The sequence below is a fragment of the Mycobacterium sp. NGS33 genome (genome assembly GCF_059812885.1).
This window is the reverse complement of record NZ_JCALDN010000019.1, coordinates 1-16,582: the sequence shown is the minus strand read 5'-3', so window position 1 is coordinate 16,582 and position 16,582 is coordinate 1. Positions and strand designations below refer to the sequence as shown.

Genomic DNA, 16,582 nt, shown 5'->3' with positions numbered 1-16,582 from the left:
GGTAGGCTCGGCAGCGTGGCATTACCCCCCGATCCAAGCCCGACACTGTCGGCCTACGCCCACCCGGAGCGCCTGGTGACCGCCGACTGGCTGTCCGCCAACCAAGGCACCCCCGGCCTGGCGATCGTCGAATCCGACGAGGACGTGCTGCTCTACGACGTCGGCCATATCCCCGGCGCGGTGAAGGTCGACTGGCACACCGACCTCAACGACCCCCACGTCCGCGACTACATCGACGGCGCGCAGTTCGCGGAGCTGATGGATCGCAAGGGCATCGCCCGCGACGACACCGTGGTGATCTACGGCGACAAGAGCAACTGGTGGGCCGCCTACGCGCTGTGGGTGTTCACGCTGTTCGGCCACCCCGACGTGCGGCTGCTCAACGGCGGGCGCGACCTGTGGCTGGCCGAACGCCGGGAGACCACGCTGGACGTCCCCACCAAGACCTCCAGCGGCTATCCCGTAGTCACCCGCAACGACGCACCCATCCGCGCCTTCAAGGACGACGTGCTGGCCATTCTCGGCAGCCAGCCGCTGATCGACGTGCGCTCGCCGGACGAGTACACCGGCAAGCGCACCCACATGCCCGAATACCCGGAGGAGGGCGTGCTGCGCGGCGGCCACATCCCCACCGCGCGGTCGATCCCGTGGGCCAGGGCCGTCGACGAGAGCGGGCGGTTCCGCAGCCGCGAGGAGCTCGAGGAGCTGTACGGCTTCATCGAGCCGGACGACAAGACCGTGGTGTACTGCCGCATCGGCGAGCGGTCCAGCCACACCTGGTTCGTGCTGACGCATCTGCTGGGCAAGCCCGGGGTGCGCAACTACGACGGATCATGGACCGAGTGGGGCAACACCGTGCGCACGCCGATCGTGGCGGGTGAAGAGCCGGGCGCCGTCCCGGTCTGAATGGCGGCGCCGCGATTGACTGTCCGATGAGCCTGCCCGCCCCCTTAGCCGAAGTGGTGTCCGACTTCGCCGAAGTCGAGGGCCAGGACAAGCTGGCGCTGCTGCTGGAATTCGCCAACGACCTGCCAGCGCTGCCTCCCGACCTGCAAGAGGCGGCCATGGAGCCGGTGCCCGAGTGTCAGACGCCCCTGTTTTTGCATGTGGACGCCAGCGACCCCGACCGGGTGCGGCTGCACTTCAGCGCGCCCGCCGAATCGCCCACCACGCGCGGGTTCGCGTCGATTCTGGCGACCGGCCTGGACGAACAGCCCGCGGCCGCCATTCTGGCCGTGCCCGAGGATTTCTACGCCGACCTCGGGCTGGCCGCCCTGATCAGCCCGCTGCGGTTGCGCGGCCTGTCGGCGATGCTGGCCCGGATCAAGCGCAGGCTGCGCGAGTCGTCCTGAAAAAAGGTGGGCCGCCTCGTCGGGCCCAACGGCGCGGCGCTTAGACTTCCCGAGAACTCGTTGTAAGAAATTCTCTTAGAGAAGCCCGCAGAAATACGTCTGCGGTTATGCCAAACAGGAGGCGCTGTGGCTAGTCACGCCAGCTCGAGGATCTCCAAAGTGCTCGTCGCCAACCGCGGCGAGATCGCTGTCCGGGTGATTCGCGCGGCCCGCGATGCGGGCCTGTCCAGCGTGGCGGTGTACGCCGAGCCCGACGCCGACGCGCCGCACGTGCGTCTGGCCGACGAGGCGTTCGCGTTGGGTGGTCAGACGTCGGCCGAGTCCTACCTGGACTTCGACAAGCTCCTCGACGCGGCCGCGAAGTCCGGCGCCAACGCCGTGCACCCCGGTTACGGATTCCTCTCGGAGAACGCCGATTTCGCCCAGGCGGTCCTGGACGCGAACCTCATCTGGATCGGCCCCAGCCCGCAGTCCATCCGCGACCTCGGCGACAAGGTCACCGCCCGCCACATCGCCGCCCGCGCGCAGGCCCCGCTGGTCCCCGGGACCCCCGACCCGGTCAAGGACGCCGACGAGGTGGTGGCCTTCGCCAAGGAGTACGGCGTACCGATCGCCATCAAGGCGGCGTTCGGCGGCGGCGGCCGCGGCATGAAGGTGGCCCGCACCATCGAGGAGATCCCCGAGCTGTTCGAGTCGGCCACCCGTGAGGCCGTCGCCGCGTTCGGCCGCGGCGAGTGCTTCGTCGAGCGCTACCTGGACAAGCCGCGCCACGTCGAGGCGCAGGTGATCGCCGACCAGCACGGCAACGTCATCGTCGCCGGCACCCGGGACTGCTCGCTGCAGCGCCGGTTCCAGAAGCTGGTGGAGGAGGCGCCCGCGCCCTTCCTGACCGACGCGCAGCGCAAGGAGATCCACGAGTCCGCCAAGCGGATCTGCAAGGAGGCGCACTACTACGGCGCCGGGACCGTCGAGTACCTGGTCGGCCAGGACGGCCTGATCTCCTTCCTGGAGGTCAACACCCGGCTGCAGGTCGAGCACCCGGTCACCGAGGAGACCGCCGGCATCGACCTGGTGCTGCAGCAGTTCAAGATCGCCAACGGCGAGAAGCTGGACCTCACCGAGGACCCCACGCCGCGCGGGCACGCCATCGAGTTCCGGATCAACGGCGAGGACGCCGGGCGCGGTTTCCTGCCCGCCCCCGGTCCCGTCACCCGCTACGACATCCCGACCGGGCCCGGCGTCCGGCTGGACTCGGGTGTCGAGGCCGGTTCGGTCATCGGCGGCCAGTTCGACTCGATGCTGTCCAAGCTGATCGTGTACGGCGCCACCCGCGAGGAGGCGCTCGCCCGCTCGCGGCGGGCGCTGGACGAATTCCACGTCGAGGGCCTGGCCACCGTCATCCCGTTCCACCGCGCCGTCGTGTCCGACCCGGCGTTCATCGGTGACGGCGAGAGTTTCTCGGTGCACACCCGGTGGATCGAGACCGAGTGGAACAACACCATCGAACCGTTCACCGGCGGCGAGCCCCTGGACGACGAGGACGCCCGGCCGCGCCAGAAGGTGGTCGTGGAGGTCGGTGGCCGCCGGCTCGAGGTGTCGCTGCCCGGCGACCTGGCGCTGTCCAACGGCGGCGCCGCCGACCCGGCCGGTGTCATCCGCAAGAAGCCCAAGGCGCGCAAGCGCGGGGCGCACGCCGGTGCGGCCGCCTCCGGCGACGCGGTCACCGCGCCCATGCAGGGCACCGTGGTCAAGGTCGCGGTCGAGGAGGGCCAGGAGGTTGCCGCGGGCGACCTGGTCGTCGTGCTCGAGGCGATGAAGATGGAGAACCCGGTCACCGCCCACAAGGACGGTGTCATCACCGGACTGGCCGTCGAGGCCGGCGCCGCCATCACCCAGGGCACGGTGCTCGCCGAGATCAAGTAACGGTTGCTGAGAGTTTTCCCAGACAACGTTGTAGGGCCTGGCCACCGCGAGTAGGGTTGCGCGCAAGGTTGAGTTCACAGCCGCCCGGGATACGTTCATGACGTGGGATTAGGCGGCGTTCGTTTCTTCTCCGACCCCTCTTCGCACGGCTGGCGTATCGAGCACGAATCCCCTCAAGGGATGGAGTCAGCGATGTCTGTGGCGCAATCTTGGCAACAAAGCCGCACAGCACAATTCACCGCCCGTTGGGGCCCGACGGGCGCCCTGATCACCGTGGACGGGGAGCTCGACGCGGCCAACGCCGATCAGCTCGCCGCCTACGTGCGGCAGAGCACCAACCGGTCGCGGCGGGTGATCCTGGACCTGCGCGGCCTGAAATTCATTGGTACTGCGGGCTTTTCGGCACTGCACCGGATCAACGTGGCGTGCTCGGCCGCCCAGGTGTCCTGGGCCATGGCCCCCAGTCCGGCGGTGGCGAGGTTGTTGCGGGTCTGCGACCCCGACGCCACGCTTCCGGTGACCACGCCGCGGGCCGAGCCGCTGCTGGAGCCGCTGTGGGTGGACGACGACGAAGAGCCGCGGCCGCTACTGCAACTGGTCCCGGAGCCGCGTTAGCGACTTCGCCAGCAGTCGCGACACGTGCATCTGGGAGATGCCGACCCGTTCGGCGATCTGGGTCTGGGTCATCGACTCGAAGAACCGCAGCACCAACACCGTTCGTTCCCGCTCGGGCAGCGCCTCGAGCAACGGACGTAGCGACTCCTGATCCTCGATGCGGTCCAGGCCGGTGTCGACGTCACCCAGCGTGTCCGCGATGGCGCGGGCTTCCTCTTCCTCGCTGCCGCCGCCGCTGTCGATGGACAAGGTGTTGTAGGAGCTGCCGGCGACCAGGCCCTCGACCACCTCTTCGCGATCCATTTCGAGCTCGGCGGCGAGTTCGGTCGCCGTCGGCGCCCGGCCCAGCCGCTGCGACAAATCGGCGGTGGCGGTGCCCAGCCGCAGGTGCAGTTCCTTGAGCCGCCGCGGAACCTTGACCGACCAGCTGTTGTCGCGGAAGTGCCGGCGAACCTCGCCCATGATGGTCGGCACGGCGAAGGACACGAAGTCCGAGCCGGCGTCGACGTCGAAGCGAACCACGGCATTGACCAATCCGACGCGCGCCACCTGCACGAGGTCGTCGCGCGGTTCGCCGCGGCCCTCGAAGCGGCGCGCGATGTGGTCGGCTAGCGGCAGGCAGCGCTCGACGATCTTGTCCCGTTGACGTTGGAATTCCATGGAGTCGGGCGTGACGTTGGCCAACTCACGGAACATGTCCGGAACATCGGCGTATTCGTTCGGACGCGAAACCGAACCGCCGGCAGCTCGCGCTGTCACCTGCTGGAGGCCGCCCGTCGCGCCGTCAGCGTGATGCCGAAAACGCTGCCGGTTTCATTGGGTTCGCGACCGTCATGGAAGGTCTGGACGTCGTCGGCCAACGACGTCAGCACGTGCCAACTGAAGCTGCCGGGGGCCACCACGTCGTGGGTGTCGCAGGCCGCGGACGCTTCCACCACCAATTGGTCGTCTTGCGGGTCGACCACGACGATCAGGGTCGCGTCGGGGGTGGCCGAACGAATCAACCGGGTGCACACTTCGTCGACCGCGAGCCGCAGGTCTGCCACCGCGTCGAAGTCCAAGTCCTCGAAGGTGCCGATCGCACCGACGAGGGTGCGCAGCATCGCGAGGTTCTCCAGTCGCGCAGCGACATGAAGTTCGACGGCGCGGTGGCCGCGCGGACGCTTGTTAGCGTGCAATCCAGCATCGTTCATATGGTCTCCCGGCAATGTTTGACTGACACTACTACTGCTTCGCAGCCCGCCGTGGACGTCGCGCTCGAGCCGGTTAGTCATGACCGCCGCCGGGTATTCGGCCCGATGTGCACGGGCCTGACACGACAGACGCGACGCGCCGGTAGGGGCGCGTCGCGGTGATCGCCGGGGTCACGCTGGTCGTCTTGATCCTGGTCGCAGTAGGCATTGATGTCGGTGTGTTCGTGATGTTGTCCCCCATGATGGGGTGACCACGCAAACGCAACCGTTCCGGCACTCATCATGGTGCAGACCTGATACCCACAAGTTCGCGGCCGTAACCGCGGATTCGGCTTTCATGCGGTATTTCACACGGCTCGGCGTCGGGGCAGGTCACCGGGGGGAAAACGCGCCGGATGGTCGTCAGCCGGCCGGCCCTAGCTGGCCGGCCACTGCCGGTGCACCTCGGGGTGTTCGGTGTACCAGCGGTCGGCGATCCGGCGAATCCTGCGGTGCTCCACCGCCAGCCACGCCAGCCCCAGCACCGCGGCGATGACCGCGATGATGCCGGCGGTCATGCCCTCGTGGTGATGTCCGCTGCCGAAGGCCGCGATGCTGCCGCAGGCCCCGATCACGCTCGCGACGACCAAGAGGTACCCGGGCCAGTGCAGGACGTCGATCAGCGACTCGCCGGCGAGCGGCCGCGTCGTCCTCAGATGGTCGACGGGGTCATGGTAGGTGTCTCCCATAGCTGCTCCTCACCGCACCATCAACGTTAGATCGCGGGAGAGCAAACCTAAAGAGCCAGCACAGGCCCCGCGATCGGAGCAACACCCATGGCGACCATCAACGCCATCGCGGTCAGCAGGAACCACCCCGCGCCGTGCCAACCCCACCAGGTCCCCTCGGCCTTCCACACCAGATAGGTGCGCACAAACGCCCAGATTCCGCCCACCAAGGCGATCAGCGGGCCCCCGAACGCCAACAGGGTGCGCTGGGGAGGACCGCATGCCACGGTGTCCACACTCACTCCCGGGCACGTACTCACCCAGACCGCCGCGACCAACAGGAAGCCGACGGCAGCGAGCGTGGCCAGAACGGTGAACCGGACGGCGGCCAGCACCTCACCGTCCTCCTGCCCCAAGCGATCGCCACCTGATCGCGCATCCGCTTTCTGCATCGTCGTCACCTCCCCTTCGGGCTTCACGCTCATTTTTTATCGTTCGCCGCGTCGCATTGGTTACCGCGCTAGCTTGTGGGCCGCAGTCCCGCGCTGGTACCAGCGGAAGGCGCACGGGATCAGATACCCCGCGGCAAACCGGGGTAAACCGCTCGACGCGAGGTCAGCGCCTAGATCAGGACCCTCAGCGCACCGCGGACGGCGCGGATCGCGGCGTCGATCTCCGCGCGCGAGACAGACCGGCGGCGGACGGGAATCCGGCACCGACTCGTGGAAGGCCTTCATGCGCCAAAGTGCCGATACCGTCAATTATTCCGGCGAGTTAGCGCTGGCCCAGGGCGTGAAGTCCGGATGAATCCAAAGTGGCCGGGGTCTGATGTCGTATGAGTACTATCTGTCACATGCCGACAGCCCGCAGGCGGTTATCCCCCGAGGATCGACGCGCTGAGCTGCTCGCTTTAGGGGCAGAGGTCTTTGGGAAGCGGCCCTACGACGAGGTCCGCATCGACGAGATCGCGGAACGCGCCGGGGTGTCGCGGGCCCTGATGTACCACTACTTTCCCGACAAGCGGGCATTCTTCGCGGCGGTGGTCAAGGACGAGGCCGACCGCTTGTACGAGAACACCAACATGGACGACGCCACCGGCCTGACCATGTACGAAGAGGTCCGGACCGGCGTGATGGCCTACATGGCCTACCACGAGCAGAACCCCGAGGCGGCGTGGGCCGCCTACGTCGGCCTGGGCCGTTCGGATCCGGTTCTGCTGGGCGTCGACGACGAAGCCAAGAACCGCCAGCTCGAGCACATCATGAGCCGGATCAGTGACCTCGTGGCCAAGACCCCTGCGGGGAAGCTCGAACCCGACGTCGAGCGGGACCTCCGGGTGATCTGCCATGGCTGGCTGGCGTTCACCTTCGAGCTGTGCCGGCAGCGCATCATCGACCCCACCATCAACGCCGATCGCCTCGCCGACGCCTGCGCGCACTCGCTGTTCGACGCCATCGCCCGCGTCCCCGAGATCCCCGAGGAACTGTCCCACGCGATGGCGACCGCACGGATCGAGCAGCGCTAACCCCGACGCCTTGTCGGTGCCCGTTGGCACGATGGTCAGGTGAGCACTCGCGCCGATTCCGGGCCGCCCGGCCGCGCCGACCCGCTGGGCCGGTTCAGCGCGATCACCCGTGAGTGGTTCACCAGCACCTTCGACGCACCCACCACCGCGCAGGCCGAGGCCTGGAACGCCATCGCCGACGGCCACAACACCCTGGTGATCGCCCCCACCGGTTCGGGTAAGACGCTGGCGGCGTTCCTGTGGGCGCTGGACAGCCTCGCCGCCTCGGCCGAGCGTCCGCCCGGCACCCGGGTGCTCTACGTGTCCCCGCTCAAGGCGCTGGCCGTCGACGTCGAACGCAACCTGCGCACTCCCCTGGCCGGGCTGACCCGCATCGCCGACCGCCGCGGCCTGCCCGCCCCCGACATCAGCGTGGGGGTCCGTTCCGGCGACACCCCGCCCGCCACCCGCCGCCAACTGATCACCCGCCCGCCCGACGTGCTGATCACCACGCCCGAGTCGCTGTTTTTGATGCTCACCTCGGCCGCCCGCGAGACGCTGGCCGGCGTGCAGACGGTGATCGTCGACGAGATCCACGCCATCGCCGCAGGCAAGCGCGGTGCGCACCTGGCGGTGTCGCTGGAGCGCCTCGACGCCCTGCGGGAGGGCGCACCCGCGCAGCGCATCGGGTTGTCGGCCACGGTGCGCCCGCCCGAGGAGCTCGCGCGGTTCCTGTCCGGGCAGGCGCCGACGACCATCGTGGCCCCGCCGTCGGCCAAGACGGTCGAGCTCACCGTGGCTGTGCCGGTGCCGGACATGGCCAACCTGGCGAACAACACCATCTGGCCCGACGTGGAGAACCGCCTGGTCGACCTGATCGAATCGCACAACTCGACCATCGTCTTCGCCAACTCGCGGCGGCTGGCCGAGCGACTTACCGCTCGGCTCAACGAGATTCACGCCGAGCGCAGCGGCGTGGAATTGTCCAGCGACGCCAACCCGAAGGTGGCCGGCGGCGCCCCGGCGCACATCATGGGCAGCGGGCAGACCTACGGCGCCGACCCGATCCTGGCGCGCGCCCACCACGGCTCGGTCAGCAAGGAACAGCGCGCCCTGGTCGAAGAGGACCTCAAGCGCGGGCTGCTCAAGGCGGTGGTGGCCACGTCGAGCCTGGAGCTGGGCATCGACATGGGCGCGGTCGATCTGGTGATCCAGGTGGAGGCGCCGCCGTCGGTGGCCAGCGGCCTGCAGCGCATCGGCCGGGCCGGCCACCAGGTCGGCGAAGTCTCGCAGGGCGTGCTGTTTCCCAAGCACCGCACCGACCTGATCGGCTGCGCGGTCAGCGTGCAGCGCATGCTGACCGGCCAGATCGAAACCATGCGGGTGCCCGCCAATCCGCTCGACATCCTGGCGCAGCAGACCGTGGCGGCGGCCGCGCTGGAACCGCTGGACGCCGATCGGTGGTTCGACACCGTCCGGCGGGCCGCCCCGTTCGCGACGCTGCCGCGCAGCGTGTACGAGGCCACCCTGGACCTGTTGAGCGGCAAGTACCCGTCCACCGAATTCGCCGAGCTGCGACCGCGATTGGTCTACGACCGCGACACCGGCACGCTGACCGCCCGGCCCGGGGCGCAGCGGCTGGCCGTGACGTCCGGCGGCGCCATCCCCGATCGCGGGCTGTTCACGGTCTATTTGGCCTCCGAAGCCGACAAGCCTTCGCGGGTAGGCGAACTCGAAGAGGAGATGGTCTACGAGTCGCGTCCGGGCGACGTCATCTCGCTGGGCGCCACCAGCTGGCGGATCACCGAGATCACCCACGACCGGGTGCTGGTGATCCCGGCCCCCGGGCAGCCCGCCCGGCTGCCCTTCTGGCGCGGCGACGGCCTGGGCCGCCCGGCCGAGCTGGGCGCCGCGCTCGGCGCCTTCACCGGCGAGCTGGCCGGCCTCAAGCGCGCGGCCTTCGACACCCGCTGCGCCGAACTGGGTTTCGACGCGTACGCGACCGACAACTTGTGGGGCCTGCTCGAGGAGCAGCGCGAGGCCGCCGGGGTGGTGCCCACCGACACCACGCTGCTGGTCGAGCGGTTCCGTGACGAGCTGGGCGATTGGCGGGTGATCCTGCACTCGCCGTACGGACTGCCGGTGAACGGTCCGCTGGCGCTGGCGGTGGCCCGCCGGCTGCGCGAGCGTTACGGCATCGACGAGAAGCCCACCGCCTCCGACGACGGTGTCGTGGTGCGGCTGCCCGACACCCTTTCGGATACCGGTGAAACCCCGCCCGGGGCAGACCTTTTCGTCTTCGACGCCGAGGAAATCGACCCGATCGTGACCGCCGAGGTGGGCGGCTCGGCGCTGTTCGCGTCGCGGTTTCGCGAGTGCGCGGCCCGCGCCCTGCTGTTGCCGCGGCGCCACCCCGGCCGCCGCTCGCCGCTGTGGCAGCAGCGCCAGCGCGCCGCCCAGTTGCTGGAAGTGGCCCGCAAATACCCCGACTTCCCGGTGGTGCTGGAGACCATCCGCGAATGCCTGCAGGACGTCTACGACGTCCCGGCGCTGACCCTGCTGATGACCGGCATCGCGCAGCGGCGGGTGCGGGTGCTCGAGGTCGAGACGCAGCGGCCGTCGCCGTTCGCGGCGTCGCTGCTGTTCGGCTACGTCGGCGCGTTCATGTACGAGGGCGACAGCCCGCTGGCCGAGCGGCGGGCCGCCGCGCTCTCGCTGGACAGCACGCTGCTGGCCGAGCTGCTGGGCCGGGTGGAGCTGCGTGACCTGCTCGATCCCGAGGTCATCGCCGCCACCGGCCGCCAGCTCCAGCACCTCGCGCCGGACCGCGCCGCCCGCGACGCCGAGGCCGTGGCCGACCTGCTGCGGCTGCTGGGCCCGCTGACCGAGGACGAGGTGGCCGCCCGCGCGGGCGTCGCCGACGTGGGCGGCTGGCTGGAGGGGCTGCGCGCGGCCCGGCGCGCGCTGACGGTGTCGTTCGCCGGCCGCAGCTGGTGGGTGGCCGTCGAGGACATCGGCCGCCTGCGCGACGGCATCGGCATCGCGGTTCCGCTCGGCGTGCCGGCCGCCTTCACCGAGGAGGTGGCCGACCCGCTGGGCGAACTGCTGGGCCGCTACGCGCGCACCCACACCCCGTTCACCACGGCCGAGGCCGCCGCCCGGTTCGGGCTGGGGCTGCGGGTGACCGCCGACATCCTCGGCCGGCTGGCCGGGGATGGCCGGCTGGTGCGCGGCGACTTCGTCGCCGCGGCCGAGGTGCCGGGGGCGCCCGTGGCCGGCGGCGAGCAGTGGTGTGACGCCGACGTGCTGCGCATCCTGCGGCGGCGGTCGCTGGCGGCGTTGCGGGCCCAGGTCGAGCCCGTCAGCACCGCCGCCTACGGCCGGTTCCTGCCGGCCTGGCATCGCGTGGGTGCGGCCGAATCATCGCGCTCCCCAGGCCATTCCGGGCTGGACGGCCTGATGTCGGTGATCGATCAGCTGGCCGGCGTGCGGATGCCCGCCTCGGCGATCGAGCCGCTGGTGCTGGCCCCCCGGGTCCGCGACTACTCCCCCGCGCTGCTCGACGAGCTGCTCGCCTCCGGTGAGGTCACCTGGTCGGGGGCCGGGTCGATCTCGAGCGGTGACGGCTGGATCGCGTTGCACCCCAGCGAATCCGCGCCGCTGACGCTGGCCGGGCCCGCCGACATCGAGTTGGGCGACGCCCACCGCGCCGTGCTGGACACGCTGGCCCCGGGCGGCGCCTACTTCTTCCGCCAGCTCACGCAGAGCGGGTTCGGCGAGTCCGAGCTCAAAGCCGCGCTGTGGGAACTGATCTGGGCCGGCTGGATCACCGGCGACACCTTCGCCCCGGTGCGCGCCCTGCTCGGTGGCACCGGAACCCGCAAGCGCTCGGCGCCAGCGCACCGGTCGCACCGGCCGCCGCGGCTGAGCCGCTACAGCGTCGCGCATCCACACTCCCGGCCCGCCGACCCGACCGTGGCCGGCCGGTGGTCGATCCTGCCGGCCCCGGAGCTGGATTCCACACTGCGCGCCCACTATCAAGCCGAACTCCTGCTGGGCCGTCACGGCGTGCTGACCCGCGGCGCGGTGTCCGCCGAGGGCGTGCCCGGCGGATTCGCCACGCTGTACAAGGTGCTGAGCACGTTCGAGGACGCGGGCCGGTGCCAGCGCGGCTACTTCATCGAGTCGCTGGGCGGGGCGCAGTTCGCCGTCGCGTCGACCGTCGACCGGCTGCGCGCCTACTCCGACGGGGTCGACCCCGAGCGGCCCGAATACCGGGCGGTCGCGCTGGCCGCGGCGGATCCGGCCAACCCCTACGGCGCCGCGCTGCCCTGGCCGGCCGCCCGCGGCGACGGGGGCGGACCCGCCGCCCGCGGCGAGGGCGCCGGACCGGGCGCCCGCCCGGGCCGCAAGGCCGGCGCGCTGGTGGTGCTGGTGGACGGCGAGCTGGCCTGGTTCCTCGAACGCGGCGGCCGATCGCTGCTCACCTTCACCGACGACCCGGCCGCCCATCACGCCGCGGCGACGGCGCTGGCCGACCTGGTCGCCGCCCGCCGCGTCGCCTCGATCCTGGTCGAACGCATCGACGGGGCGCCGGCGCTGCAGTCCCGCGCCGACGGGCCCGGCCCGGTCGACGCCCTGTCCGACGCCGGCTTCGCCCGCACGCCGCGCGGGATGCGGCTGCGCTGACATGCCCGAGGGCGACACCGTCTGGCACACCGCCGCCGTGCTGCGCGAGCACCTGGCCGGGGGCACGCTGACCCGCTGCGACATCCGGGTACCGCGGTTCGCCACCGTCGACCTCACCGGGCAGGTCGTCGACGAGGTGCTCAGCCGCGGGAAGCATTTGTTCATCCGGGTGGGGCCGGCCAGCATTCACTCGCACCTGAAGATGGACGGCAGCTGGCGGGTCGGCAACCGGCCGATGCGCGTCGACCACCGGGCGCGCATCATCCTGGAAACCGGCACCGCCCGGGCCGTCGGCGTCGACCTGGGCATGCTGGAGATCCTGGAGCGTGACCGGGACGGCGACGCCGTCGCGCACCTGGGGCCCGATCTGCTGGGCGAGGACTGGGATCCGAAACTCGCCGCCGCCAACCTGACGACCGACCCGGACCGGCCGATCGCCGAGACGCTCCTGGACCAGCGGGTGCTGGCCGGGGTCGGCAACGTCTACAGCAACGAATTGTGTTTCCTCACCGGGCATCTGCCCACCGCGCCGGTGCGCGACATCGCCGATCCCCTCCGGCTGGTCTCGCGCGCGCGGGACATGTTGTGGCTCAACCGGTTCCGCTGGAACCGGTGCACCACCGGCGACACCAGGACGGGGCGCCAGCTGTGGGTCTACGGGCGATCGGGGCAGCCTTGCCGCCGCTGCGGCACACCGATCAAGTTCGACGACGCGACCGAACGGGTGACCTACTGGTGTCCGTCGTGTCAGCGCTGAGGCTAGTCCTGATGGCGGCGACCCGTCCCCCCGCACGCGGGAGGCACCCCCGGCGCCCGGGCTCGCCGCGCTTGCGATCGCCGCTAGTCCTGATGGCGGCGACCCCCGGCGCCCGGCTTCGCCGCGCTTGCGATCGCCGCTAGTCGCGGGCGTGCGCCAGGAAGAACTGGGCGATGGCCTCGGACCCGTCGAGCGCGCGGGTGGTGGGGCCGATGACGGCCGCCGGCAGGTACTGCTTGCCGCCCGGCCAGGTGTGCCCGCCCCGGTCGATCTTGTAGAACACCACCTCGGTGTTGGCCGCGCACCCCGTCGACTCGTAGCGGTGCACGACCGTGCCGTCGCGGACGTCGGGCAGCGCCTCCATGGCCGGGTCACCCTGGCAGCGGTCGGCCGAGCGCCACTTGTCCACCATGGCGTCCGCTGAGACGGAGTGGCTCAGCCCGCCGCGCCCGCGCACCGCCCCACCCTTGAAGGGCACCAGCGGGTCGGCGGTGCCGTGGGCCGCCCAGACCGACACCGGCTGTGACGGGTTGCAGGCCACCCCGACGCCCAAGGTGCCGGCCACCGGCGCGACGGCGGCGAAGACGTCGGCCCGGTCGCAGGCCAGCCGGTTGCTCATGAAGCCCCCGTTGGACATCCCGGTGACGAACACGTGCCCGGGTGCGATGCCGTAGTCGTGCTGCAGCTTGGTCACCAGCCCGACCAGAAACGCCACATCGTTGATGTGGCGGCGATCGGCGGGTGCGGCGCCGCGACCGTCGGCCCAGCTCTTCTCGTAACCGTCGGGGTAGACCACCAACAGGTCGTGGGCGTCAGCAACGGAGTCGAAACCCGTCAGGGCGCGCTGCGAGATCCCGGTACCGCCGCCGCCGTGCAAACTGAGCACCAGCCCGACGGGGTCGCCCGCCGGCACGTGCAACATGTAGGTTCGGTCCATGCCGTTGGATCGAAAGGTGCCCGGAATGTCTCGAGCGCTCGCCGCCGACACGTGCCGCACGCCGCAGCCGACCACGCATATCGCCACCACAGCGAGCCACAGCCACCGCACATATGCCATGTCGTCAGATCACCGGCAGCGCGCCCGCACGGGCTCGCCGGTAACGCGCTTGCGACGCGGGAGCAAACCCTTGTGTGGCACACACCGCATTATCGGCGATACCGCACCGGGCCGTTCCGCGACATGCAAGCATGCGAACTAGCCCCGCCTTCAGCAAGCAACGGCACTTCTGTTCCACGGGAGTATCAGAAATGACGACCACCCAGATGCGCAAGCCCAGCCGGGCGCGCTCGCTCCTGGCGATCGGCGCCGCGCCGGTCGCCGGGCTGCTCGGCGTGCTGGCCGCAGCCGCGACCGCGAACGCCACCTCCGCCGACGATGCGTTTCTGGCCGCGCTGAAGGCCAAGGGCATCAACTACGAGTCGCCCGACGCCGCGGTCAACTCCGGGCACACCGTGTGCCACGAACTCGACATGGGCCAGTCACCGGAACAGGTCGCCAACAACGTGTTGTCCAGCAGCACGCTGGACAGCTACCACGCCGGCTATTTCGTCGGGGTCAGCATCAAGGCGTACTGCCCCAAATACGCGGATTCGGCCGCTTCTTCCGGGTCCTGAAATTTACCGCCGGTTGACAGGCTCGTGATGCAACCGCGGATAAAATTCGAGGTATCCACAACCAAGAAGCTCGGGGCCGACAATGATTCCGAAACTTTTGGTCGGTGTGGCCGGCATTGCGATCGCCTTCGGCGCGTCGGCCGCGGCGGCGGCCAGCACCGACCCCAACCCCTTCAGCCATCTCAGTTGCGCCTGCCAGGATTCGGATCCACCGGGTAGCCCCGCCCTGCGGGACAAGATCAATCAAGGTGTCCACCAAGGGATTTCGGCCCCGTCCGTGGCGCGGTAGTCCGGTAGGCTACAGCCAGTCGCGGCGCCTGAACATCACGTAGAACTCGATGCCGTCCTGCGCCATGCCGCCGCGCCACACCCGACCGGAAACGTTCGAAGCGATCTGTACCCCGGCATCTTCTCAACCGTTGTTCACGATCGGTAAACCCGCCGGCCACTCGCCCGCGCCGCGGTCGCCGACTAGCCGTGCTGATCTTATCCAATGGAGCGATCAAACCGGTTGCAACTCAAGCCTTATCGGGCCGTGTCCGAGCACATCGACGGCGCCTGGTGGCCGCGGTCGACCAACCTGGTCGACGAGGTGGCGGGCCTGGCGGCGTCGCTGGCCGACCGGCTGGGGCGGATCGTCATGGTGGGCTATCACCGCAACGACTGGCACAACACGCCGGCGCTGGCGCAAACCGACGACCACACAATCGAATTGCTGGGCTTCACCAGCAACGAGCCGGCCAGCGTCATCGTGATGGGCGAGAACGGCCGCCACATCACCCTGCAAGTCATCCGGCCGGACACCGAGGAGGACGCCGCCCGTCGGGCACTCGAGGCCGTGCGCGCGCCCGCCGACGAGGCGGCCCCTCCGGCCGTCCCGGGCGCGGTTGGCCGGTCGGTGACCGACGTCGCCGACAAGCTGGCCCGTCACGAGGGGTTCGGCGATGAACGGCGCACCGCTCAGATCAGGCGCTGGTGCGACGAGACGGCGCAACGATTCATCGACGCACCGGTGCAGACCTTCGTCCCCATCCTGGTCGAGCACATCGTCCGCAACCGCATGATGGAGTCGCGCAGCCCGCGCTATCCCGCCGACGGCGGCCTGTGCATCACGGTGCCCGGAAGCTCGGCGCCGTACTCGATATCGTCGTAGTCGCGTCCCTTGCGCCGCCGGCCGCTCGCCGAGCCGCGGCCCGGACGCACCGGGGCCATCGGGAGCATGGGGGTCTGTCCGGGTCCCGCGGGCAGCGCGGAGGCCGCCGACGTCAGTTGCACCGGCGCCGAAGATTCCAGCATGCCCACCGTCGCCGGCGGCATGGTCAGGTTGCCGAGCGAGACGCCGATGCCCAAAGTCGCGCGGGGCGCCATGGAGGATCCAACGGCACCGACCAGGCTGGCGTCCGCCGAGGACAGCGCGGCGGCGTCTTCGGACAGGCCGCCGAAGATGTCGGCGGCCACGCCGCCCTGCAGGCTTTGGGCGGCGTTGACCTGGGCGATATAGCTGAGCAGGTTGATGGGAAAACCGCCCGCGATGAACTGATTTCCCCAGGTGCTGAAGTACTTGAACCAGCCGGAGTCCGGATCGAGGCCGAAGGCGCTCGAGGCGGCGAGGTCTTCGCTGGCCCCGGAGATGTCGGCCGCCGTCATGATCCCGGAGTCGGTCGTGGTCGTGGCGGGGACCATCGCGGTTTGCATCGTCACGCCCGACGGACTGGTCACCGGCGGCGGCGGTGTGAAGGTCGGCGGTTGGACGGCGCTCGCCGAGGTAGCGGCGTAACGGACCATCGCCGCGGAGTTGTTCACCCACATGGTCTGATATTCAGCCTCGGTTTCGGCGATGGCCGGGTAGTTGATCCCGAAGAAGTTGGTGGCCAACAACATCGCCAGCCGCGCCCGGTTGGCAGCGACCAACGAAGGATGCACCACGGTCCAGTGCGTCAACTCGAAGGCCGTGGTCATGACCTGAACCGAGGTGGCGACCTGCTGGCACTGCTGGGCGGTGACGCGCAACCAGTCGAGGTAGGGCTCGAGCGCCTGGGCCATCGCCAGGGCGGACGGGCCGTGCCACGTCGTCATCAGCCCCAACAACTCCGCGGTGTAGCTGCTGGCGGATTGCTCGAGCTCGGCGCTGAGCTCCTGCCAGACGCCGGCGGCTTCGATCCATGACCAAGCGCCGGGTCCAGAGTGGATCAGCGCCGAAGTGATCTCCGGCGGCAGTATCCCGAAAT

Annotated in this window: 16 protein-coding genes; 10 read left to right on the top strand and 6 right to left on the bottom strand. The window is 70.0% G+C overall.

Annotated features, from left to right (window positions below; translation table 11 throughout):
- Nucleotides 1-15 precede the first annotated feature (15 nt).
- From AC5Y5B_RS21560 to AC5Y5B_RS21545, 4 genes are all read left to right on the top strand, one after another.
- Entirely contained in the window at nucleotides 16-906 is an 891-nt protein-coding gene (locus tag AC5Y5B_RS21560; RefSeq protein ID WP_500006383.1) for a sulfurtransferase, read from the top strand.
- Nucleotides 907-920: 14 nt separating this feature from the next.
- Nucleotides 921-1,352, top strand: a complete 432-nt coding sequence (locus AC5Y5B_RS21555) for a SufE family protein (RefSeq protein WP_500006469.1) — start codon at nucleotides 921-923, stop codon at nucleotides 1,350-1,352.
- A gap of 126 nt (nucleotides 1,353-1,478) precedes the next feature.
- Entirely contained in the window at nucleotides 1,479-3,275 is a 1,797-nt protein-coding gene (locus tag AC5Y5B_RS21550) for an acetyl/propionyl/methylcrotonyl-CoA carboxylase subunit alpha (RefSeq protein ID WP_112634102.1), read from the top strand.
- A gap of 180 nt (nucleotides 3,276-3,455) precedes the next feature.
- Nucleotides 3,456-3,890 carry an STAS domain-containing protein gene (locus AC5Y5B_RS21545; protein ID WP_500006381.1) on the top strand — a complete coding sequence of 145 codons (435 nt, stop codon included), beginning with the start codon at nucleotides 3,456-3,458 and terminating at the stop codon, nucleotides 3,888-3,890.
- On the opposite strand, the gene AC5Y5B_RS21540 is transcribed toward AC5Y5B_RS21545, so the two are convergent.
- The 4 genes from AC5Y5B_RS21540 to AC5Y5B_RS21525 form a co-directional block, all read right to left on the bottom strand.
- A complete protein-coding gene (locus AC5Y5B_RS21540) occupies nucleotides 3,861-4,649 on the bottom strand; it encodes an RNA polymerase sigma factor SigF (protein ID WP_112634100.1) in 789 nt (262 codons plus the stop codon). The genes AC5Y5B_RS21545 and AC5Y5B_RS21540 overlap by 30 nt on opposite strands.
- Nucleotides 4,646-5,083: an ATP-binding protein gene (locus AC5Y5B_RS21535; protein WP_007773234.1), complete on the bottom strand. Its 438-nt coding sequence runs from the start codon at nucleotides 5,081-5,083 to the stop codon at nucleotides 4,646-4,648. The genes AC5Y5B_RS21540 and AC5Y5B_RS21535 overlap by 4 nt, the downstream gene beginning before the upstream one ends.
- 416 nt (nucleotides 5,084-5,499) lie before the next feature.
- On the bottom strand, nucleotides 5,500-5,811 hold the full coding sequence (gene usfY, locus AC5Y5B_RS21530) for a protein UsfY (protein WP_112634099.1): 312 nt from the start codon (nucleotides 5,809-5,811) through the stop codon (nucleotides 5,500-5,502).
- Nucleotides 5,812-5,858: 47 nt separating this feature from the next.
- The gene (locus AC5Y5B_RS21525; RefSeq protein WP_112634134.1) at nucleotides 5,859-6,242 is read right to left on the bottom strand and encodes a hypothetical protein; all 384 of its coding nucleotides are present in this window, start codon (nucleotides 6,240-6,242) and stop codon (nucleotides 5,859-5,861) included.
- Between the two features lie 401 nt (nucleotides 6,243-6,643).
- Between AC5Y5B_RS21525 and AC5Y5B_RS21520 the strand changes: the two genes are divergently transcribed.
- The 3 genes from AC5Y5B_RS21520 to nei2 are packed head-to-tail and all read left to right on the top strand — an operon-like array spanning nucleotide 6,644 to nucleotide 12,740.
- Nucleotides 6,644-7,315, top strand: coding sequence for a TetR/AcrR family transcriptional regulator (locus AC5Y5B_RS21520; RefSeq protein ID WP_112634097.1), 672 nt, complete (start codon nucleotides 6,644-6,646; stop codon nucleotides 7,313-7,315).
- A gap of 39 nt (nucleotides 7,316-7,354) precedes the next feature.
- The gene (locus AC5Y5B_RS21515; RefSeq protein ID WP_500006377.1) at nucleotides 7,355-11,983 is read left to right on the top strand and encodes an ATP-dependent helicase; all 4,629 of its coding nucleotides are present in this window, start codon (nucleotides 7,355-7,357) and stop codon (nucleotides 11,981-11,983) included.
- A 1-nt stretch (nucleotide 11,984) separates the two neighbouring features.
- A complete protein-coding gene (nei2, locus tag AC5Y5B_RS21510) occupies nucleotides 11,985-12,740 on the top strand; it encodes an endonuclease VIII Nei2 (protein ID WP_500006375.1) in 756 nt (251 codons plus the stop codon).
- Between the two features lie 139 nt (nucleotides 12,741-12,879).
- Here nei2 and AC5Y5B_RS21505 read toward each other — a convergent pair whose 3' ends face one another.
- Nucleotides 12,880-13,797 carry an extracellular catalytic domain type 1 short-chain-length polyhydroxyalkanoate depolymerase gene (locus tag AC5Y5B_RS21505; protein WP_500006373.1) on the bottom strand — a complete coding sequence of 306 codons (918 nt, stop codon included), beginning with the start codon at nucleotides 13,795-13,797 and terminating at the stop codon, nucleotides 12,880-12,882.
- Between the two features lie 191 nt (nucleotides 13,798-13,988).
- Between AC5Y5B_RS21505 and AC5Y5B_RS21500 the strand changes: the two genes are divergently transcribed.
- The 3 genes from AC5Y5B_RS21500 to AC5Y5B_RS21490 all read left to right on the top strand — a co-directional run bounded on the left by AC5Y5B_RS21500 (nucleotide 13,989) and on the right by AC5Y5B_RS21490 (nucleotide 15,507).
- Nucleotides 13,989-14,354 carry a DUF732 domain-containing protein gene (locus tag AC5Y5B_RS21500; RefSeq protein WP_500006371.1) on the top strand — a complete coding sequence of 122 codons (366 nt, stop codon included), beginning with the start codon at nucleotides 13,989-13,991 and terminating at the stop codon, nucleotides 14,352-14,354.
- Nucleotides 14,355-14,436: 82 nt separating this feature from the next.
- A complete protein-coding gene (locus tag AC5Y5B_RS21495) occupies nucleotides 14,437-14,643 on the top strand; it encodes a hypothetical protein (protein ID WP_112633626.1) in 207 nt (68 codons plus the stop codon).
- Nucleotides 14,644-14,847: 204 nt separating this feature from the next.
- Nucleotides 14,848-15,507: a DUF5994 family protein gene (locus AC5Y5B_RS21490; protein WP_500006368.1), complete on the top strand. Its 660-nt coding sequence runs from the start codon at nucleotides 14,848-14,850 to the stop codon at nucleotides 15,505-15,507.
- On the opposite strand, the gene AC5Y5B_RS21485 is transcribed toward AC5Y5B_RS21490, so the two are convergent.
- Nucleotides 15,438-16,582, bottom strand: a 1,145-nt coding sequence (locus tag AC5Y5B_RS21485) for a PPE family protein (protein ID WP_500006367.1), incomplete at its 5' end; no start/stop codon positions are given. The two genes, AC5Y5B_RS21490 and AC5Y5B_RS21485, sit on opposite strands and share 70 nt — an antisense overlap.